18 protein-coding genes are annotated in these 20,551 nt (G+C 61.7%); 10 read left to right on the forward strand and 8 right to left on the reverse strand.

The genetic code is table 11. The features are described 5' to 3' along the window. The first annotated feature begins 43 nt into the window (after nucleotides 1-43). Nucleotides 44-739: a PRC-barrel domain-containing protein gene (locus VHO05_RS19475; protein WP_329648297.1), complete on the forward strand. Its 696-nt coding sequence runs from the start codon at nucleotides 44-46 to the stop codon at nucleotides 737-739. A 135-nt stretch (nucleotides 740-874) separates the two neighbouring features. Next, nucleotides 875-2,005 carry a cation diffusion facilitator family transporter gene (locus VHO05_RS19480; RefSeq protein ID WP_329648298.1) on the forward strand — a complete coding sequence of 377 codons (1,131 nt, stop codon included), beginning with the start codon at nucleotides 875-877 and terminating at the stop codon, nucleotides 2,003-2,005. 118 nt (nucleotides 2,006-2,123) lie between these two features. Here VHO05_RS19480 and VHO05_RS19485 read toward each other — a convergent pair whose 3' ends face one another. The 4 genes from VHO05_RS19485 to VHO05_RS19500 form a co-directional block, all read right to left on the reverse strand. Then, complete coding sequence (locus tag VHO05_RS19485; protein WP_329648299.1) at nucleotides 2,124-2,666, reverse strand: single-stranded DNA-binding protein; 543 nt, start codon at nucleotides 2,664-2,666, stop codon at nucleotides 2,124-2,126. A gap of 345 nt (nucleotides 2,667-3,011) precedes the next feature. Beyond that, entirely contained in the window at nucleotides 3,012-3,485 is a 474-nt protein-coding gene (locus tag VHO05_RS19490; RefSeq protein WP_329648300.1) for a DUF1801 domain-containing protein, read from the reverse strand. A 516-nt stretch (nucleotides 3,486-4,001) separates the two neighbouring features. Next, entirely contained in the window at nucleotides 4,002-4,535 is a 534-nt protein-coding gene (locus VHO05_RS19495) for a DUF1801 domain-containing protein (protein WP_329648301.1), read from the reverse strand. 85 nt (nucleotides 4,536-4,620) lie between these two features. Continuing rightward, nucleotides 4,621-6,675 (reverse strand): pentapeptide repeat-containing protein, encoded by a 2,055-nt coding sequence (locus VHO05_RS19500; protein ID WP_329648302.1) that lies wholly within the window; start codon nucleotides 6,673-6,675, stop codon nucleotides 4,621-4,623. A 261-nt stretch (nucleotides 6,676-6,936) separates the two neighbouring features. Between VHO05_RS19500 and VHO05_RS19505 the strand changes: the two genes are divergently transcribed. Further along, complete coding sequence (locus tag VHO05_RS19505) at nucleotides 6,937-7,296, forward strand: YkgJ family cysteine cluster protein (RefSeq protein ID WP_329648303.1); 360 nt, start codon at nucleotides 6,937-6,939, stop codon at nucleotides 7,294-7,296. A gap of 62 nt (nucleotides 7,297-7,358) precedes the next feature. Here VHO05_RS19505 and VHO05_RS19510 read toward each other — a convergent pair whose 3' ends face one another. Beyond that, complete coding sequence (locus VHO05_RS19510; RefSeq protein WP_329648304.1) at nucleotides 7,359-8,177, reverse strand: DUF1194 domain-containing protein; 819 nt, start codon at nucleotides 8,175-8,177, stop codon at nucleotides 7,359-7,361. A 154-nt stretch (nucleotides 8,178-8,331) separates the two neighbouring features. Between VHO05_RS19510 and VHO05_RS19515 the strand changes: the two genes are divergently transcribed. Continuing rightward, nucleotides 8,332-9,894 (forward strand): helix-turn-helix domain-containing protein, encoded by a 1,563-nt coding sequence (locus VHO05_RS19515; RefSeq protein WP_329648305.1) that lies wholly within the window; start codon nucleotides 8,332-8,334, stop codon nucleotides 9,892-9,894. 236 nt (nucleotides 9,895-10,130) lie between these two features. Continuing rightward, nucleotides 10,131-10,616, forward strand: a complete 486-nt coding sequence (locus tag VHO05_RS19520) for a hypothetical protein (RefSeq protein WP_329648306.1) — start codon at nucleotides 10,131-10,133, stop codon at nucleotides 10,614-10,616. Between the two features lie 64 nt (nucleotides 10,617-10,680). Here the strand turns inward: VHO05_RS19520 and VHO05_RS19525 are convergent, their stop codons facing one another. Further along, nucleotides 10,681-11,295, reverse strand: coding sequence for a hypothetical protein (locus tag VHO05_RS19525; protein WP_329648307.1), 615 nt, complete (start codon nucleotides 11,293-11,295; stop codon nucleotides 10,681-10,683). 429 nt (nucleotides 11,296-11,724) lie between these two features. Between VHO05_RS19525 and VHO05_RS19530 the strand changes: the two genes are divergently transcribed. The 3 genes from VHO05_RS19530 (at nucleotide 11,725) to VHO05_RS19540 (ending at nucleotide 14,501) form a co-directional block, all read left to right on the forward strand. Further along, nucleotides 11,725-12,030, forward strand: a complete 306-nt coding sequence (locus tag VHO05_RS19530; protein ID WP_329648308.1) for a hypothetical protein — start codon at nucleotides 11,725-11,727, stop codon at nucleotides 12,028-12,030. Nucleotides 12,031-12,241: 211 nt separating this feature from the next. Then, a complete protein-coding gene (locus VHO05_RS19535) occupies nucleotides 12,242-12,772 on the forward strand; it encodes a c-type cytochrome, methanol metabolism-related (protein ID WP_329648309.1) in 531 nt (176 codons plus the stop codon). A 613-nt stretch (nucleotides 12,773-13,385) separates the two neighbouring features. Next, nucleotides 13,386-14,501 carry a THUMP domain-containing class I SAM-dependent RNA methyltransferase gene (locus VHO05_RS19540; RefSeq protein ID WP_329648310.1) on the forward strand — a complete coding sequence of 372 codons (1,116 nt, stop codon included), beginning with the start codon at nucleotides 13,386-13,388 and terminating at the stop codon, nucleotides 14,499-14,501. Nucleotides 14,502-14,509: 8 nt separating this feature from the next. On the opposite strand, the gene VHO05_RS19545 is transcribed toward VHO05_RS19540, so the two are convergent. Continuing rightward, entirely contained in the window at nucleotides 14,510-15,184 is a 675-nt protein-coding gene (locus tag VHO05_RS19545; RefSeq protein ID WP_329648311.1) for a DUF2076 domain-containing protein, read from the reverse strand. 649 nt (nucleotides 15,185-15,833) lie between these two features. On the opposite strand from VHO05_RS19545, the gene VHO05_RS19550 reads away from it, so the two are divergent. Then, nucleotides 15,834-17,660 (forward strand): hypothetical protein, encoded by a 1,827-nt coding sequence (locus VHO05_RS19550; protein WP_329648312.1) that lies wholly within the window; start codon nucleotides 15,834-15,836, stop codon nucleotides 17,658-17,660. Nucleotides 17,661-18,047: 387 nt separating this feature from the next. Continuing rightward, entirely contained in the window at nucleotides 18,048-18,455 is a 408-nt protein-coding gene (locus VHO05_RS19555) for a polymer-forming cytoskeletal protein (RefSeq protein WP_329648313.1), read from the forward strand. Between the two features lie 300 nt (nucleotides 18,456-18,755). Here the strand turns inward: VHO05_RS19555 and VHO05_RS19560 are convergent, their stop codons facing one another. Continuing rightward, nucleotides 18,756-20,249, reverse strand: coding sequence for a L,D-transpeptidase (locus VHO05_RS19560; protein ID WP_329648314.1), 1,494 nt, complete (start codon nucleotides 20,247-20,249; stop codon nucleotides 18,756-18,758). Nucleotides 20,250-20,551: the final 302 nt, after the last annotated feature.

Below are 20,551 nucleotides of genomic sequence, written 5' to 3' on the forward strand. Positions count from 1 at the left end.
TACACGTGAACGGCACATTTTCCGCTCTAGGGGACTGAACTCTATGAAACACTTGTCTCTTTTTGCCGCCGGCCTGCTCGCCGTCGCCCCCGTCGCGACGGTCCCGGCCTGGGCCACCGACTTCGTGGCCGCTCAGGCCGATACCGAGTATCTGGCCAAGGACCACCTGATCGGGTCCAAGGTCCACGGGGCTGAAGGCACCATCGTCGGCGACGTCGAGGACCTCATCATTAACGACCAGAATCAGGTGATCGGCGTCGTGATGGGAACCGGCGGCTATCTCGGTTGGGCCGAAAAGAAGGTCGGCGTTGCTCTCGGCTCGCTGAAGTTCGAGGAGAAGGACGGCACGCTGTTCGTCTCGCTGCCGGATCTCACCAAGGCCGCCCTCGAAGGCGCACCGGAATTCAAGCGCAGGAAGCCGCCGAAGACGCTGTTCGAGCGCGCGAAGGAAAAGGTCAACGAGTTCTCGGACAAGTCCAAGCCGCAGCTTGAAGAAGCCAAGCAGAAGGCTCAGGAAGCCCTCGACAAGGCCAAGGAAGCCGCCGCGCCCGCACTCGAGAAGGCCAAGGAGGCCGTTTCCGGTGCCATCGACTCGGCCAAGGAGGCCGTCGACAGCGCAACCAAGCCGAGCGAGCCTGCGCCCGCCACGGAACCGGCACCAGCTCCCGCGCCTGAAGCCCCTCCGGCCTCTGAACCCGCTCCGGCCCCCAGCGATCAGCCTGCTCCGGCCAATCCATAAGCTGTGAGCCATTAACGTAACGAGGCCCTGGCGCGAAATGGCGTCAGGGCCTTTTTTCATGCCGCCTTCCGGCAAAACCAAATCTCGCTTAAACACGACACAGCGGCTTCAAACGAGAGAACAGGAGACGGGAGCGTGGCAGCGGGCGGCTCGACAGGCGTTGTCGTCGTAGCGCTCGTCGCAAATCTCGGAATCGCCATTGCCAAGTTCGTGGCATCGGCTTGGACCGGCTCGTCGGCCATGCTCTCCGAGGCGATCCATTCCCTGGTTGATACGTCCAACCAAGGCCTGCTGCTCCTGGGGATCAAACGATCCCAGCGCCCGGCCGATGCCATCCATCCGTTCGGCTATTCGAAGGAACTCTACTTCTGGAGCTTCGTTGTCGCGATTCTGCTGTTCTCGCTCGGTGCGGGCGTTGCGATTTACGAAGGTGTCGACAAACTCCTCGATCCGCATCCCATCACCGACCCAATCGTCAACTACGTCGTGCTCGCGGTCGCATTCGTGCTCGAAGGCATCTCGGTCTGGAAAGCAACCGGCGAGTTCAATCGCCGCCGGGGGCAAGCTCCGGCGCTCGCCGCCCTGCGTGCGTCGAAAGATCCGGCTTTGTTCACTGTGCTGCTGGAAGACATGGCGGCGCTGATCGGCTTGACGATTGCCACCATCGGCATTGCCATCTCGCACGTCACGGGGTCGCCCACCGCCGACGGCTACGCGTCCATCCTGATCGGACTTCTGCTCGGCGCCGTCGCCGCCTTCATGAGCGTCGAAATCCGCAGCCTTCTCATCGGCGAGGCGGCTTCCCCCGCAGTCCGGCGGGACATCATGGAAGCGATCCTGGCCGAACAGCGCCAGGGCCATCCGATCCGCGCCGTCAACGACATCCGGACCATGCACCTAGGGCCGACGGACATTCTGGTGGTCGCCAGCGTCGATTTCGAGGATGGCGAAACGGCTGCTTCGATAGAGGCAGCCGTCGCGCGCATCGAGGCGACGATCCGCACCCACACGCCTGCGGTCCGCCGTATTTTCATCGAAGGCCAGTCGGCCCGCGATCACGAACGCGCCGAGCGCGCACTCGCCGGCCTGCCGCCGAAGCCCGACGCCCCGCCTGTCGAGCCGCAGGCACCGCCGGCAAAACCCGCAGCCGCAAAACCTGGCACTCCGCACTCAGGGCAAAGCAGCGCGTCGGTCTCACCGTCTCCCGTCGCGCAACAACGACTGAGCCGCAAGGAGCGCAAACGCCAGAAGTACCAGAAGCGCTGACCCAGCTGTTCCCCACTCCAGTCCCTATGGAAGAGAGTTAGGGTGAGGGGCAGCTACACATTGCAGCACAAACTTCGACACCTTGTCCCAGCCCCTCCCCTCATGGGGACGAGGAAGCCTAGAACGGGATCTCGTCGTCGAACGGCTTGTCCATGCCGCCGCCACCACCCTTGGAACCGCCGCCCCCGCGGGGGGCCCGCTTCGGCTCGCTGCTGCCACCACCGAAGCCGCCACCGCTACCACCGCCGAAGCCGCTGTCGCCGCCGCCGTAGTCGGACTGACCTTCCTGCATGCCGCCGCCGGCACCGGCGCGGCCGTCCAGCATCGTCAGCTGGCCGTTGAAGCCCTGCAGCACCACTTCCGTCGAGTAGCGCTCCTGACCCTGCTGGTCCTGCCACTTGCGCGTCTGCAGCTGGCCCTCGATGTAGACCTTGGCGCCCTTGCGCAAATACTGCTCGGCGACCTTGCACAGGTTCTCGTTGAAGATGACGACCGAGTGCCACTCGGTCTTCTCCTTGCGCTCGCCGCTGTTCCTGTCCTTCCACGTCTCGCTCGTGGCGATCCGCAGGTTGGCGATCGGGCGTCCGTCCTGCGTGCGGCGGATCTCGGGATCGCGCCCGAGGTTTCCGACGAGGATCACTTTGTTGACCGATCCGGCCATGCTCTTAACTCCTTGGCTAGCGCGCAACGCGGCGAAAGCTCGGCTCGCCGGCGAATGCGATTGGTGAGGCCGCCCCTCGGACCTCAAACGGCCCGCGACGACTCAAGTTGCAGCACCCTACCCGTATCCACGCCCACAGGCGAACCAGGACCGAACCGGCATTGCGGTTGTCCCAAGCTTTTTAAATTCCGCCGCCTCGGCGCGGGTTAGACGGCCGAAGCTCGCACGCAATCAAAAGCGCCGACATCTCGACTGAGCCGCAATGTTCACATTATGTTCTAGCCCGGAGGAGCACTGCCGGCAAGTCAAAACGGACAGCAGCGGCAGCGAGCCGCCCGACACACCTCATGCCGTCTTTGGCTTTTTCTGAGTGCGAGCCGGACGCGTGGTTGGCGGTTTCGACGACGTGTTCAGCACCACGGCGGCGCGAACGAGCGCCTTCAAAGCCTTTTCATCGATCTTGGCGCCCTCGCGGATATCGATGGCGCGTCGGACGTTGCCATCGAGGCTAGCGTTGAAGAGACGTGACGGATCCGCCAACGCCGCGCCCTTGGCGAAGGTCAACTTCACGACGCCCTTATACATCTCGCCCGTGCAGATGATGCCGCCGTGTTCCCACACCGGAACGCCGAACGGATTCGACGGCTTTCTCCATTTCACCGCCTCGACCACGTCAGGGTCTGCCTGCTTGATGATGGCCCGCACCCGCGCGAGCATCTCGCCCCGCCAATCGGCGAGCTCCTTGATCCGCGCATCGATGAGCTGAGAGGCAGAGCATTCCCCGCGTACGTCCATCGAGCCGCTCGCCCTCTTCGCCATTGTGAGTGCCCTTCGCCGCGGTTGTTGTCGGCGGCTCTTCCTCGCGACATTCGCCGACGCTTTCGCCAACTGATTTTCAGCTCAATGTGCTCGACCTGATTACAAAATCATTCTGGAAGTTGCGACGGCACACTATTCACCATCGAAATGAGTTCTCCTCGCACAGATCAACATTTGGGCGCACCATCTCATCACTGACTAGATGTCGTGGAGGACTTTATGACCCATAAGTCTCTGCTTACGGCTTCGGCCGTCGTCGCCCTTCTTACTATCTCATCCGGCGCTGAAGCCGGTGGTTGTCTTCGCGGCGACCGGACCGAGGCTCGGCTATCGACAGCAGTTCATCGGACCGACCGCATGTTCCAGCGCGTTGGCGATACGTTTGTTCGCGCCGGAGATCGGATGTTTGGCTGGATCCATAGAAGGTCCCGCACCTAGTTTGCTCTTTGCGTCAGGAGCGGGCGCTCTCGTCTGACCGCCAAAATCGGAAAGCACAGTGCGCTCGCCGTGCCCCGCTCACATTTTTTCGCCAGGCAACTTGCTCGCCTGCTTCACCCAAGCGGCGAGCTGCGCTTCGTCGATGGGGTCGTCCTCGTGGATATCGAGGTAGCGTACTTCTTTCTGCTTGGACGCGCCGGGCGGGACAGGACGCAGCGAGGCTCCACGGAAGAACGCCACTTTGACGTACTTCGCGAAGACGTGGATGCCGAGGAACCAGCCATTCTCGCCCGAACCCTCTATCCCGTACAGCGGCGAGTTCCATTTGACGGCCTTGCGCACGCCGGGGACAGTGCGCACGATGAGCGCGTCGAGGCGGCGTCCAACGTCACTCTTCCAGCCTGGCATCGCCGCGATGTAAGCCTGCACGGGGCCATCGCCGTATCCCTTCGCAATCTGCGGATTGCCGCCTGAGAGGAGGGTTGGCTCTGCCGCCTTGCTGGAGGGCGCCTTTGTCGCCGCCTTGCGCGGCTTGACCGCCTTCGCAGCGACGCGCTTGGCAGCAGCCTTCTTCGCGACCTTCGCCGGCGTCTTGGTCGTCTTGCTGGCCATTGCACAACCCTCTGTCAGACGGAGCACCTTGCGGCGAGAGATACGTTTGGATCTGGACTTGCTGTTTCCAGCCGGAAGGAGAGACTTACCCGCCTCGCGCAATATCGGCAGCGGCGGAAAGATCCTTCAGCGTCTTCGGCGTGATCGCCTTCGAAGCCGGACAATCGTCGGCGCGCAGCCGGTCATAGATCGCCACGAGGTCGCCGCGGAACTCCTGTCGCTGCGCGCGCCGGGCGACGCCTGTTGCTATGGCACCGTTGCTCCACCGCGGACGGCACGCAAGCCGCATCAGGTAATCGGTGATGCGCGGCTTATAGATGTCGGGATAGGTCTGCGATCCAGCCGCAATAAGGCTTTGCCATTGCGCGTACTCCGGCGAGGAGGCCCAATTCGCAAGCTCAGGCAAATTGGTGAGCGGTGCGATCTGCTCCGCCAAACGGGCCTTTACCCGGCGGCTCAGAATACGTTCGACGGAGCCCTTGAGCTCGGAGACGTCCGCCTCCGTCATGCCCGTCATCGAAAGCCCGCTCAGGTCAGCGAAGCCATCTGCATCCGCCTGAGGCGGCACCGTCTTCCAAACCTTCGCCTCGCGCAAATCCGCGCCCGCAATCGTCGCCCCGATCATGTCGGCTCCGAACAGCGAGGATCGATAGAGCGACGCGCCGTCGAGTTTGGCGTCACGCAGATTCGCGAGTTCAAGATGCGTGTAGCTCAGCACAGCGCCCATGAGATCGGCGCTGGACAGATCCGCACCCAGAAGCTGAGCGCCCGTGAGATCGGCACCCTGTAGGTTGGCAACCAGGAAGTTCGCGCCCTGCGCCTGCACACCGCCTGTGAGATCGGCCTTGTCCAGCCGCGCCGACGAGAAGTTCGCGCCCTGCACGATCGAATAGGCAAGCTCGACGCCATCGAGACGCGCATCGTCGAGCTTCGCGTTGCGCAAATCCACACCTGTCATATGCGCGCCGTCGAGCCGCGCACGCGTGAACACCGCCCGCCGCGCCGTCGTGCAGTTCGCGGCTTCGCGATCTTCGGTCAGGATGAGTTGCGTGACATCCGCGCACTGCATCCACACGCCGCGCAGATCCGTCCCGACGAGGGACGCGCCGCGCAAATCCGCGCCCGTGAAATCCGCCTGATGCAAGTCCGAGCGGTCCAGCTTGGCAAACCGCAAATCGCGATCACGCAGATTGAGGCTCGGCTCTCCCGGCGTCAGGTCCTTGTCGGACACAAGATCCGTGTCGATCACTTCGAGATTGCGCTTGAACACACCCAGCAGCGATCCGTCGGAGCCGAACGTCAGCAACGGCACCGTATAGCCCGCAATGTATTGCGGCGTCCGCCCCGTCTCGTCCTCGTTGTTGAAGCCCAGAACGCGTTGCGTCCAGCGGTCGAGCGTCTCCCCAGGGATCGTCGCGAAGAAGAACGAGCAGACCGCGACGAGCAGCAAGACCACGATCGTCGAGACGAAGCTCAGCGGATGTGCGGATGTCGTGCGCAGGAACGCTTCCTTGAACGATGTTTCGGCGCGCATCAGGAATAGGCCGATGGAGATCAGGATGGCGATATCGACAAGCAGCGCGATCCGATGCGTCCAGGTAATCGCGACGTCGTGATACGGCAGAAAGACGACCTGGATGTAGATGAGCAGCACGACCGGCAGCACCACAAGCGTCAGCCAGCTCATGCCATGCAGGAACGCGCTCATCACGCGGCTGCGGTACGGCCCCGCGATCGCTTGTACGAAGAAGAAGTTGTTGAGCTCGAGCCGCAACGGATGCGTACGCTTGTCCGTCGCCTCGAGAAGCCGGATCGCGTAGTCGAACTCCAGCGTCTCGCGCGCCAGCAGCGTGAGTTGCGAGACGACACCGAGATGCATCAGCACGAGCACGATCGGCGCGAACTGAAAAAACTGCTTAAGCTGAATGTTGACCTGCAGAATGGGCAGCGAGACCGGTGTCTCGAGCAGTAGGTCCTTATGCGTGACGCCCGCCACGGCGATCATGAGATACGCCATGATGGCAAGGAAGATCAGCCAGCCCGTGTGGGCTGTGTCGCTCGAATGATTGACGGCTTCGAGCAGGCTATACGGGTTGACCGGCGTTTCCCCTTCGGGCGCGCCGCGTGTCAAATCCGTCATACGGGGAACCCTCGATACAATACGGGTACTGACTGGCCGACATTAAAGGAGAAAGTGTGTCCTGAAGCCAGGGCGGGACTGTCCCATCCCCTCTACTTTCCCCTCTGTTGTTGCCCGCCCGCCGCAAAGGGGCGCCAATTTTGGCGCGCAATGGATTGAAAGCCAGGGCTTTAGCGTTGCCGTCGCCCCGAAGTGGAGCTAACAGAAACGCGAGGGCTGCCGGCCCGGCGCCCGCCCATTGGGTCAATACGGGGACCTCTCGTGTATAACTGTAGGAAGTGTCCCGGGTTCTGCTGCTCCTATCCGCTGATCGCTCTCGACAAGCGGGATGTCGAGCGTCTGGCCCGTTACCATGGCATGGAGTTCGAGGAGGCGCGGCGCGCCTTCACGCGTGAGGCGCATGGCCGGAAGTACGCCATGAAGCGCAAGCGCGATCGCCATTTCGGCGCCATTTGCCGGTTCTTCGATACCGAGAAGCGCTGCTGCACGATTTACCACGCCCGTCCCGCCGTCTGCCGCTCGTTTCCCGGCAAAGGACGCTGCGGCTACTACGATTTCCTGACCTTCGAGCGTCGCGCACAGAACGATCCGACTTGGGTTGCAGTAACGACCAATCGGTAGACCACCCCATTCCGGTATCCGGATCGCGCTTGTGTGGTTCGCTGGGCCCCGCCGGAGCGGAGTCAGCGGCTTTGGAGCAAAGCCTGGGCGCCGCGACCGCTGAGGCCCGCAAGGGCCGGTGCCTCGATCTCCCGCTTCAGCTTGCGTCGGATGGCACCGGCATAGTCATCGCGGCTCTTCACGGGCTCGACGAAGGCATCCGGCCCGCCGATCACCTGCTCCTCGTAATAGCCGATCAACACACTGGCGGGTGGTTGGCTCTCGGGATTGTCGATCACACCATCCAGCAGGCCCTTGTAGATGATGGGCATGCCATTGATGGTGATCCCGCCGGCCAGGATCTCGGCGCGCACGTCTGGAAGCTCCGGTCCCTTGTTGTTCACCCCGTCGCCGGAAAGATTAATGATGCGACGCGTACCGGCGAAGCCGCTACGCTCAATGAGGGTCGCCGCCTTGATGAGTGCGCTGCTGATGGACGTGCCTCGCACCATCCTCGCCGGCCGGTTCCTCTCCAGCCGCGAAGCAAAATGCAGGGCGCTGGTAGGGCCGCTGATCATCATCCAGGGTACCACCACGCGCTGCTGCCCATCGCCTCCCCATTCGATGTAGGTGACGGCAATGCGGCCGTGGGGGCCTGTGCGGATTGCCTCTAGAATATCCGAGTGGCGGAAAGCCGAGACGAAGCCTTCTTGCTGAAGGCGCTTCTCATCTCGATCCATCGAGATGGAGACGTCGGCCACGATGACGAGCTCAAGGTCGACCGGCGTTTCCGCCAATGCCACGGCCGGTCCGGTCGCCACAAGCAGTAAGATGCAGACAATGCTCCGCAATTGCCGCGCCACCATGGCGCGCGCCCCCCAAACCCAGTCCGTTCGTATCATCGGGTCTCGCCGATCCTTCCGCGTGCCGCTCGGCGTCCCCGCCGTCTGCGGATGAATCTCGTGCAAGATTGTTGTCTTAATATTTGAAAAAACGTCTGTTCTGTGATGGACGCCGGGTTATGTTGCCTACCTTACAATTCGACGGGTGCGAGCCATGAGCCGGCAGCGCTACGAGGACATCGTTTTCGACGGTTCGTTCCTCACCGCCGAGCGCGGCAACGACGAGCAGTTAAGGTTTACCCGCCATGAGCGGGCATTGCTGACACTGTTCGTCGGAAACGCCGGCAGGTTGGTGCGCCGAAACCAGGTTCTTGATGCGATCTCCTCGACGGGATCAGACATCTCGGATCGCAACGTTGACTTCCTCGTCAACCGGTTGCGCTCGAAGCTCGGCGACAATGCGCGGGCTCCGCGTTTCATCGCGACCCAATACGGCGAGGGCTATGTCTGGATCGCCAGGGCCGAGGCGGGAGCGACGGAGGCCTTCATCGCCGTCGGTCCGTGCTACGGCCTGAGCGATGCCGCGACCGCCGCTCTTGCCGAACCGGTTCTTCCGCTGCTGGTGCACAAGCTCGACACGGCGACTGGCGGCAAGCACCGCATCGTACTCAAACCCGATTGGCGGCAGGGCGCCAATCCAGCGGACGCAGTCTCGTATTGGCTGGAAACGAGTTTGCACGCCGACGGGGATCGGCTGCACGCCGCTTGCGTATTGCGGACCGGCGCATCTGGCACCGTGCTCAAGGGATTTCGCTCAAGTTTTGTACCCGACGGGCTCGCCAGCTCCGTTGCAGCTCTCGCGGCGGACGTAAGGGATTCGATTTGGGCACACCTCGCCATGCCGGTGGAACGTGTCGTGCCCCCCACACAAACGCCACTTGAGCTCCGCCTGCACGACGCCGCGCTGAAGCTGACGCGAACGCCAGAAAGCTGGGCGGAGTCGGCGGCGCGTCTCGACAGCGCTCAAACTGAGGCACCGAACGATCCGTCTCTCGCGATCATGCGTGCGCTTGCGCTGCACACAGGGCTCCTTCAGCGCAAGGAGGACAGACCGAACATCGAGGAATGGGCGGAAACGGAGTGCGAGATCGAGCGTCTTGTGCTCGGTTCCCTGCATGCGATTCAGGACAACCCACTTCTCACGCTCTCGGCGGCTAGGCTCCTGGTCTTCATTCATCGCGGCCATTGGGAGCTGGCCGAACGGCTGGCAGACGAAGCCTTCGAGAAAAGCACCGCCTTCGCCACGAAGGCACAAATGAAAATGTGGAAGGGCGAATTCACGGAGGCCCTATCGCTTTACGACAAAGCCATCGAGCTTTCCGAGCCGGCATCGGAATTCCACGTCTATCTCATGGTTCTCAAATGCTCGACGTTACTGGCTGCGAACGATCGCGCTAGTCTCGATGCGGTGTGTACCGAACTTTATGCCATCAAACCCATCACGCGCGAGCAGATCGGGCCGTTCGTTGTCAGCGCGGAAGCGCCCCTCCCGCCCGATCTTGAAGCCGCTCTAGGTGTGATTACCGAGGAACGCGCACTCGCGCTGATTTACTATCTCTACAATGTGACCGCCCGGCACTTTCACGCGCCCGAGCATCGCAACAATGTCATGCGCGGGCTCGTGACCCATTTGCGGCGGCGCTTCGGTGAGAGCATCGTGCCGAAGGAGGTCCGTCTTGGGCTCTCCGAACCGGACGTCAGGCCGCTTTCTGCGTGAACGATCACGACGGCTGCGCCTCACCCGCCGGAAATGCGGCTCTCAAAAAGAAGAACGCGTTTTCAGAGGGTTGACCGCGTCGACTGAATCATGAAATAAGCGATGTTAAGTAAATAATTAATCAAGCATTATTTATAATGCAGGGTGAACCGCACAATGTTATGCGGGCGGTCACCTCGGGACGGCGCACGCATTTGGGGCGCGCCACCCGCAGCGCCTCAAAGAGGGAAACGACCATGAGTCTCACGACGCGCGTCGTCACCGCTTTGGCCGTGCTTTCGGTCGCGGCGATCCCGGTTGGCGCACTGACTATCAAGAATAAGTCTTCAAAGGACGTCTCGGCGGCCGTCGACAATGGCAACGAGGAGGCCGTCTACCAGATTCCCGCGGGCGGATCCGTGGAGGTAAAGCAGGACTGCAGCTCCGATTGCGCCGTCACCGGCCCCTGGGGCTATTCGCGTCTCGTCTCTCAGAATGACGCCATCGAGACCGACGGCACGTCTCTTGTGACGGCAATCGCCGCCCCTTCCGCCCCGGCATCTCGGGGCCTCGTCCCGCAGAACCCTGTCGCCGACCCGGCAGACGCCGCAGCATCCGACACCCCCGTGGCCAAGCCCGAGCAACCCAAACGCTCCGCCAAACCCCGCCGTGCTGTTCGACAGGCTCAAAAAGGCCCCACACCCGGCACCTTCGAGATGCTGATGCAGCCTCCCAAAAAGTAGGCTTGGTCAAACCGCAATTGCAGAGGCCGCGGCCCGTTGGGCTCGCGGCCTTTCTCGTGACCGGCTAACCCGCGCCGCCGGTGCACTTGGTCTCGCACGGGACCTCTTCCCGGCTCTCGACGGAGCCCCGTACCGGCGACAGCACCTCGCGAAAGCACTTGCCGCCTTCCTTCACGACACGCACGAGCTGCGTCTTGCTGAGCAGGGACTGGCAAACGACTTCCATGCTTTGCGCAACCATCACGCTCTTGGGGCCTGCAACATCCGCACGCGCCGCGCCGACCAAGAGATCGAGGAAGCTTGAGGGCGGTTGCTCACCGGGCTTCTGAAGCTGATTGTAGGCAATCCATTCGTAGGTCGCCTTGCCGTCGGACGTCGACACCTTGAGCGAGATATCGCCGGTCGCCGCACAGGCGCCCGCATCGACCTTCGTGCCTTGCGATGTGGAGAGCGCCTTGTAGTCGATCTTGCAATCGATGTTGCGTTCCCAGATCTCGTACTGCTGGAGACGGTGCGAAACCTGCGTAAACGGCACCTTGTAGGTCCACGCGTGATAGGCCGTGATGGCTGTTGGGATGGCACCCAGAATCGTAACAACAAGTGCAGCCGTTTTGAGAAACGGAACGAAGCGCTGCACGGGGCCAAGTTGCGGCTCGGGATCCATGGCTCGGTCGGTCATTGGTGTCGTTCCCTCAAATGTCATTTCATTGGAAATCATCATCACGCACGTCGGGCTCCAGCCTCAGGCTTCCGCGCGGATGTGCCACGAACAGCCTGAACCACACTTGAGCGGCAGGTTCATGTCCAGTTCACTTCAGCGAGAGGCTTTCGTGACTGAGGGTAGCGCTAGCCGCGTTGAATGACCATTCCGGTCGCGAAGGGCCGATCTGTTGGCACCGGCACTTTTTCAACCCGCAAGATCACGTAATCCCTTGCCCATAATGGTCGCCCCATCCGCAGCGGACCGAAATGGCGCCGCCCCTCTCGTTTCCATAGATGGAAACCAATCGCGTTGGTCTCTAACGCGCCGCACCGGATGCAAAAAATCGGACGGTGCCATCGCAGGGGATCCGCGGGAGGACAACAACAAGCCCAAGGAGAGGACGATATGTTTCGCACCAAAGCCCCCTGGATCGCGCTGGTTGCTTTCGCGCTTGCAACACCGGCTGCGGCCCTCACCATTGAAAACCAGGACAAGGCCGAGCTGAAAGTCGGCATCGACGAAGGCAACGTCGAGCATGTTGAAACGATCGCGGCCGGCAAGGCCGGCGATCTGTCCGCCAAGTGCAAAGAAGGCTGCGGCCTGACCGGCCCGTGGGGGTTCTCGTGGATGGCAAAGCCCGGCGACAAGCTCGTGTTCAAGGACGCGAAGCTGAATGGCGCGACCGTCATCGAAGGAACAGTGACGCAATAGCGTCGTAAACGGTGTCATCCGTTTCCGCGCCCTCCCCCAGGCGCGGTGAACGGGGCCGGGCGTAAAAGACGCATGCAAACCTGCGCCCGGCCCTTACCTTTCGGCGAGAATGCTTGAACGGAAATTTCCTACCAACCATATCTGCAACCACGGGCACTGAGGGAGCAAACCTTCGCCGAGCAAATGCAATGCCGGCGAGATGGAGTTCCTGATGATCACAACCCGGTTGATTTTCCTGATCCCCGTTGCCGTCCTGCTTTCAGTACCCGCCGCCTACGCCGAACCCGATCAATCAGCACCGGCCAGTTCCGCCGCCGTCAAGGAAGAGGACGGCAAATACTTCGACGCCGACGGCAACCCCACCTACAAGATCGGCCCCAAGGACTCCGTCGATTGGTACACGTTCTCGGGCTATCGCCGTTTCAACGGCGCCTGCGAAGTGTGCCATGGCTTTGATGGGTCGGGGTCGAGCTTCGCGCCCGACCTGACGCAATCCCTCAAAAGCCTCACTTACGACCAGTTTCAGAAAATCGTCGTTGGCGGCAAGAAGGACGTGAACACCGCGCAGACGTTGGTGATGCCGGCCTTCGGCGATAACAAGAACGTCATATGCTACCTCGACGACATCTACGTCTATTTGCGTGCGCGCGCCGACGGCGCCCAAGGACCAGGCCGTCCCGCTTCCAACGCACCGAAACCGAAAACCGCTGCGGACTACGAAAACGAATGCATGGGCCCGTAGGCCCGCGCAAAAAAACGAGCCCCGTCGCACTGTCCGGCGATCGGGGCTCTTTGTCTTCGATAACCTACCCAGCCGAGCCGGGCTTATGAGGCGAGGCTCTGGATAACCGGTCCAGATCTATGACCGGCTCCCGCCCTCGCATAAAATCTGACATGTTGTGATTTGAAGAGCTTGGGTGCGCAAAGCTTAAGCTGCAGCGGCTCGCGCTAGCCAAGCTTGGACCTCGCTTCAGCGCGGGGCCCGAGGCGACAACCAGGTGGCGTCATTCCTGCTCCATTCGCTGTTGAACCGAGTTCCGTGGCCTTGGCGTTACGCGCTGGCCAGCCGGCAACGCACAAGACCACGGATAATGATAGCTATCCTCTCAACCGGGGGTACTGGATATCGAAGGACGGAGTGCGGACCCCGTTCAGGGAGATATCTAGCGACAGCCATCTGATCATAGAGTTGGCCTGTCTGGGCTTTCTGTCAACCCCAATTGCATCCCGTAAGTGATTGCCCGCATACGAGTGACGCCGTGTGCAGCGCAACGATTAATAGAGCCCTAACGCAAAGCGCTCCGATGCCCGAAAAAGGTGTCGCTGGCCGTGCACCTTCCCGATATGCAGACCCCATGAAACGAGACGGCTCCTTCGAGATCTTCCTGGCCACGGCACCGGGCCTGGAGACAGTGCTATGCGATGAGGCAAAAGCCAATGGATTCCGAGCGCCCAAGGCGGTCGATGGCGGCGTCAGGATCGAGGGCCGCTGGCATGACGTATGGCGCGCCAATCTCGTGATCCGCGGCGCAAGCCGCGTGCTTGCGCGCGTGGACGCTTTCCGCGTCACGCATCTCACCGATCTCGAAAAGCGCGCGCGCCGCATCCCGTGGGGCGACATCCTCCGCCGCGACGTTCCCGTCCACGTCGAAGCCACGTGCAAGAGTTCGCGCATCTACCATTCGGGGGCCGCGGCCCAGCGCATCGAAACCGCCATCCGTGAAGAGCTGGGCGCCACCGTATCTGAGGACGCCGAGGTCGGCGTCAGGGTGCGCATCGATAAAGATCTCTGCACCGTCAGCATCGACACCTCGGGCGAGCTGCTGCACAAGCGCGGCTTCAAGGAAGCCGTCAGCAAGGCCCCGATGCGCGAGAACCTGGCGTCGCTGTTCCTGCGCCAATGCGGTTATGACGGATCGGAGCCAGTCGTCGATCCCATGTGCGGGTCCGGCACGTTTGTCATCGAGGCCGCCGAAATCGCCGCGGGCTTGATGCCCGGACGCACACGTCGCTTCGCCTTCGAGCAACTCGCGACCTTCGACGACGAGGCATGGCAGAAGCTGCGCGCTTCGAAGACGGCGATCGTGCCTGCCGTACGCTTCTACGGCAGCGACCGCGACGCGGGCGCGATCGCCATGAGCCGCGCCAACGCGGAACGCGCGGACGTTGCGGCCTTCACGCAATTCGAGCAACAGACCGTTAGCGAACTCTCAGCTCCTGATGGACCGCCCGGTCTCGTCATCGTCAATCCGCCCTACGGCACGCGGATTGGTGACACAAAACGCCTTCACTCGCTCTACCGCGCGCTCGGCCAAACACTCGCAAATAAGTTTGCCGGATGGCGTGTCGGGCTGATCACGACCGATGCCGCGCTCGCGAAAATGACCGGCCTCCCTTTCAAGCCGCCAACGGCTCCGGTGCCGCATGGCGGTCTGCGGGTCACGCTGTTCCAGACAGACCCACTGAGCTAGACGCAGGCCTACGCGTCGTAGCTTCCGTCGTCACCCCAATCGTCCTGGTCGCTATCGTCGAGCGCATCCTGCGCGTCGTCCAAAGCAGCGTCATCCGCCGCGACGTCTTTACGTGCGTTGTCAGCGTCGTTGCGCGCAGTCTGCGCTTCGCGCTGCGCACGCTCCAGCGCGGAGGACGTGCCCCCTTCGGCAGACTGTCCACCACCGAACAAGCCGCGGATGCTTTCGGCCAGCAACATCCCGCCTGTCACGCCAGTCGCCGTCGAAAGAGCGGAAGAAAGAAACCCGCCGCCGGACGACTGTGGTGCCGCCTGCGGGTAGTCCGGCCGCTGTGGCGGCGAATCCGATATTTGCCGGCCAGCCGACGGCACTGATCCTTCAGGACGGGACTGGTATTCACGCGCACCGGCAAGAAAACTGCCACCAGCCGCGCTCGCACGTGAGCCCGCCTCGCCCGACGCCAGGTTTGCGACCCGCGCTTCAAGCTCCCGAATGCGGGCGTCCGCCTGCTGCAGCGCCTGCTCCTGAACCAAAACGGATTGAACAAGCAGGTAGGGCGCGTCTGGGACTTGCCGTACACCGTCCCGGATCAATTGGTCCGCATCGCGATCCTTCGCGATGCCCTGGAGCTGTTGCAACCGGTCAAACAGACCCGCAATCAGCTCTCGCTCCTCAGGGGTCATGACGAACTCCTTTCTGCCGTTGTGCATCCTTGATGCGAACGCACGATGGGAAGAAAGGTGCCTTGCCGCCCGTTACACCGGGGTGGCCGCCGACTTACGGATTTGTAGAGCGCCGCCGAGCGGAGAAGCGTGCAGCTCCCTGTGTCAGAACCTCTGAACTATTGCCGCTGAATTTGGTGCCATGGCCACTCCCTCGAGAGGTTCCGCGGCGAAGGAGTGGCCTCGCGGACGCTCAACCTTTGGGCTGTTGAGGCAGAGATGGCAAAGTGGGGCACGGAATATAGTTCTTCGGCGCGTTGGAGCAGACTCTCGGCTGTGGCTGAGCCTGCGCGGCCCCAGAGACGCCGTTAAGAGCGAACGCACCAATAACAAAGGCGGTCATGAGCAATTTAACCATCGTTGTTACTCCCTAGCTGAATGGTCGCGTCGCTCTGTCATGAAAAATATTATCGAGCGCCGCAGCGCACCAATTCACACGTCAGATCCGGGGGCTTTTCGCATCGAGCAGGAGCTCGGCACGTTTTGACCACCCGAGTGAGGGATGACAGGTCCGCGCCGTTGGCCGTAGTATGTAACGGTATCGAACTGCTTCCCCGCTCTGCGGGGACAAGCGCTTTTTCAGCGCGCGTAGGTTGGGTGCGTCATGGAGATGTCGCTCAATTCCTGGAGCGAGTCTGACCAGCAGGCCATTCGCGAGCAGCTGGACCGTATCCTCAAAAGCGGCCCATTCCACCAGTCGCGCCGGCGTCAGCGGTTTTTAGAGTACATCGTCACAGAAACCTTGGCCGGTCGCAGCGACCGGCTGAAGGGTTACACCGTCGCCGTAGAAGTTTTTGAACGGCCCGAAACGTTCGACCCGCTCGTAAACCCTATGGTCCGCATCGAGGCCGCGCGCCTGCGCGACAAGCTGCGCGAATACTACGAGATCGAAGGCCGAGACGATCCTATTCGCATCGACCTTCCCAAGGGCTGCTACGCGCCACACATCGAGTTCCGCCAAGCAACTGATCCTGCCGCCACGGCAAAGGCACCCGAAAACAACAAGCACGATCCATCACCTCCGCCGGTGCCAAACGCAGTCGCGGCACCTCAGTCGGCTCGCGCTTGGTGGGGCCCTATTTCGTCGTGGCAGTTCGCCGTAGCCGCCGCGATCCTATTCGTGGCTGTGATCGCAACCGGCGTCTGGCGATGGGCCGCCGTACCGCAATTTGAGAAGGCGTCGATCGCGGTTCTGCCGTTCGAGAATTTCGGAGGCGATCCGAAATGGGAACGCCTCGCCGACGGCATGACCGAAGACATCATCACCGATCTGTCCCATTCCAAGGATCTGTTCGTCGTCGCGCGAAGCTCCACCGAAATATACAAGAACAATCCCGCGGACATCAGAAAGGTCGGCAGCGAATTGGGTGTTCATTATGTGCTCGAAGGCAGCATCCAGCCGATCGACGATCAGATCAGAGCCACCGCCCAGTTGATCGATGCAACGACTGGTACCCACGTATGGTCCAGCCGGTACGATCGCCCAACTACAGACCTGTTCAATCTGCAGAGCGAAATTACCGAAAGGATTGCTGCGACGCTGACGGGTTATGAGGGTGCCGTTGCCGAGGCCGAACGCGCCCTCGTGAAGCGAAAACCGCCCCGCGCGTTGACGGCCTACGACACCTACCTTCTCGGCATGGAAGCCAAGCACAAGGTGACGAAGGAGAGCTTGATCGAGGCAGATGGCCTGTTCCGCAAGGCACTAGAGCTCGACCCGCAACTCGCGCGGGCGTATTGCGGTCTGGCGACCGTGCAAGTCTACATGATCGACCTCGGGCTCGCTCCCTCCGTCGACGATGCCGTCGCCAAGCAGATGGAATACGCTGCGAAGGCGGTCGAGCTCGATCCCAACGACGGAGAAACTCACCTCGTTCTCGGCACGGCGTACGCCTATCAGGGCAAAGCGGAGCAGGCGCTCGCCGAGTTCGATCGCGCCGAAACGCTGGCGCCGTCGAAAGCAGACCTGCTCCTGATCATCGCCTGGTCCCTCCCCGGCTTTGGCCAATCGGAACGCGCGGTGAATCTCGCGGAGCGCTCGCTCAAGCTCAATCCGCATTACCCCGATTGGTACAACCAAGGACTGAGCCTCGTATTCTTCTTTGGCGGGCAGTACGAGCGGGCAGTGAAATATCGGCTCCTTGTAAAGGAGCCCGTAGCGCTCGATTACGCGTTCCTTGCCATGTCTTACGGATACCTGAACCGCAAGGACGCAACGGACGCGGCTGCCGCTAAGGTCAAAACGCTGGATCCATCCTGGACCGCGGAACGCTACCTGAGCGAAGCGGGCGGCTATGCGGACAGGGAGGCGGAACTCTTCATCGGCGGGGCGCGCAAGGCCGGATTGCAAAGCTGCGTCCCAGCCGGCCAACTTTCGAGCGCGCCCAATCTGGTCCGCGTAAAATCCTGCGATCTGCAACGGGGAACGCAAGGTTGACGGTCCGATCCACCGGCCATTTCTTCCATCCAGCCTGCGTTCTGGCCGCCCGAGGCACCCTTCGCCCCAAGCGGTGGCGTTAGATGCCGAGCGAGCTTGCGTCTGTGTTGTAGGCACGCCAACAGAACGCGCTCATACAATTCACAGCAAAAGATCCGCCGACTGTCGAAAACGCGGCTCGTTGATGGTAACGAGGGTGGATGTCTGAGTCATTCGCGTCGGATGGTCGAAAAGAAGGACTCTCTCATGTTCGCGAACAGGAAGGCAGACGGACCGCACACCTCATCTCTTGGGAACGAGGCTGAAAAATCAGCTTATGGCGCACCGCCTACGTCTCGTATCGCTGTGGGCCCGACATATCGATCAGGAAGCTCGTCGTCACATTCAATGGTCGACGAGTTTCTGACAATGAAGGGCGATCTTGAAAGCGAAGGCGACATTCACGTCAAAGGCAAAGTCTTCGGCAACATCAGGTGCAAGCTCCTTATTGTCGAGGTTGACGCCTTGGTCGAAGGAGGGGTTGAGGCCGAGGAAGTCATTGTTCGCGGCAATGCAAAAGGCACGATCCGAGCAGACCGTGTAAGGCTCGAGAAGACGGCTAACGTGGATAGCGAGATCCGACACAATTCCTTTTCCGCGGAGGAAGGCGCTCGCATCAAAGGCTCGCTGCGCTCGAAGGACGACCCAGCGAAGGAAAGTGACACGGACGCCACGACTTCGCACCGGCAAAGATCTCCGCGCACAACAGAGGACATTGCGCGCGCTGTCCAAACCAGCAATCCCGACGCGGCATAGAGTCAGAACGGCTTCTGGCCCTAATGCGGCATGCCCGTCGCCTTCCTTGTGCTTGGCCTGCTTCGTCAGGTTGGCCGCTTCCTGGGAGGGCTTACCGAGCCGCGTGTTGCCCCGGGCTGTCGACGCGTCTCGTATGCAGTCCGTTAAGGAGTGGCAAACGTCAGCCGCGCGCCGGCACGCCAGTCGAGCAGGTCGTCGTAGGCGATGGAGGCCGACCCATCCGTTCCGGCCACCGGAAGCGCAGCTGCCGCCACCTCGTCAGACGGAGAAACCAGGCAACCAATCGTCGGCGTCTATCGCCTACCAGAGCCAATCCTTTTGCACCTGTTGGGTGCGGCCACGCCGACGGTCTGGCGGCGGGGGGCTCGGCTGATTAAAGAAGCTGAAGAAGCCGCCGCCCTCCCACGTTGGAGCGGGTGGAGGAGGAGGTGTCGGGCGGCGCGTTTTGAATCCGCCCTGAGGCTGGTTGCTCAATACCGCAACGAATTCGGTGCGATAGTTGGTTTCCTTGCTCAACGGTTCGTCGGAGATGATGATCGAGGATCGCGGCAGCGCCGTCGGCGCGATCCGATCCAGCACTTCGCTCGGGATGCTGATACGGTCGAGCGCGTTCTTGGCGTCGTCGCCAGTGTCGATCGAGACCGCGCTCCAGCGGAGACCCGCGCCGTCAGACGCCATCGCCGTGAAGACGTGCGTGCCGATTGGCATGTCGGCATCGCGGATCGTGACCGGCACTTCGATGGTCGCATCGAAGACCTCACCTCCGTCCGGCCACGGCTTGCGCGTGTTCCTGCGCACGTAGAGCTTTTGCGTCGCGCGGCTGACGTAGATCGAGACGGGCTCGAGCGCGAGTTTCGCCTCGTCCGCCGCTTTTGCAGTATCTATCTTCCTGACTGCGGCCTCCTTGGCGGCGTCAGATGCTTTGGTCGCGGCTTCGAGCTTCGGCTGCGCCTCCGTTTTGATTTTGTCGAGTTTTGTGGCCGCTTCGGTAGCCTTGGCAGCGGCTTTGAGCCTTTGTTCTTCGGCGCGCGCCTTGGCTTCATCCGATTTCGCCTTGGCGAGTTTCTTTTCGGCTGAAGCGAGATCGGCGTCGGCAGAAGCCTTCTGCCCTTCCGCCTTGCGGAGTGCAGATTTGGCCGAAGCTGCCTCTCGTTCCGCTGTCTTGGCGAATTTCTTTGCCTCGCCGACCGCTATGGCGGCCTCGGCAGCGTCGAGCGCAAGCCTCTCGGCACGCCCCGGAGCAGCGGCGACGGCCTCCGCATTGGGCGCGAACAGCGCCGAGTGAGAGAAGTCGACCGGCGTTGCATCGTTCGGCGAAATAATCACGCGCATTCCAATGCGCGTCTTGTCGAACAAATTCTCCGCAAAGCCATAGGGCAACCGCACGCAGCCATGCGAGGCGGCATACCCCGGCAGCGGGCCGCCATGCATCGCGATCCCGTTCCAAGTCAGGCGCTGCATATGCGGCATGTGGGCATCGTCATAGAGGTTCGAGCGGTGATCGATGTTCTTCTGAAGAATGGAAAAAACGCCGGCCGGCGTTTCGCGTCCTTTCGTGCCGGTTGAAACCGGCGCCTTTAGAAACCAACCGTCAGCGTCATAGAACGTAACCTGTTGGGACTTGATCGACACGATCGCCATGATCGGTTCGCCGGCGTCGCGCGGCGCCACCTCCTCGGCTGAGCGGGCCGACTGTTTCGCGCTGACATCGCCACTCAGCGCCGTCAGTACCACCATGGCCGCAATCACTACGCTCGCGGGGAATCTCAAAGGCCGAACAGATAAATCAATCATCGTCTATCAATCTGATACGCAACGCATTGCGTTTGATGCCAGTCCTCGACGGCACCAATCAAGTTTCGCGTAGCAAAATTAAGGCTGGCTTAGCAGACGGCGGGTTTCGTTGTGATCTTTTGATCACGCGGTCCGTCGGCGTGGCCGAGCTAAGCGCTAACAGCGGTCGATCTCGCGCCTCCCCTTCTAACAATGGGGTAATCCGTTCGTTCATAACGCCTTTCAGACCGGCTTGGGGAGGACTCCAGCCAGTGATTCCGCGACACCGCTTTGGCGCTGCGTTCCGTTAACGGAGGTTGCCC

The organism is Hyphomicrobium sp. (assembly GCF_036262015.1).
In the GTDB taxonomy this organism is placed as follows: domain Bacteria; phylum Pseudomonadota; class Alphaproteobacteria; order Rhizobiales; family Hyphomicrobiaceae; genus Hyphomicrobium_C.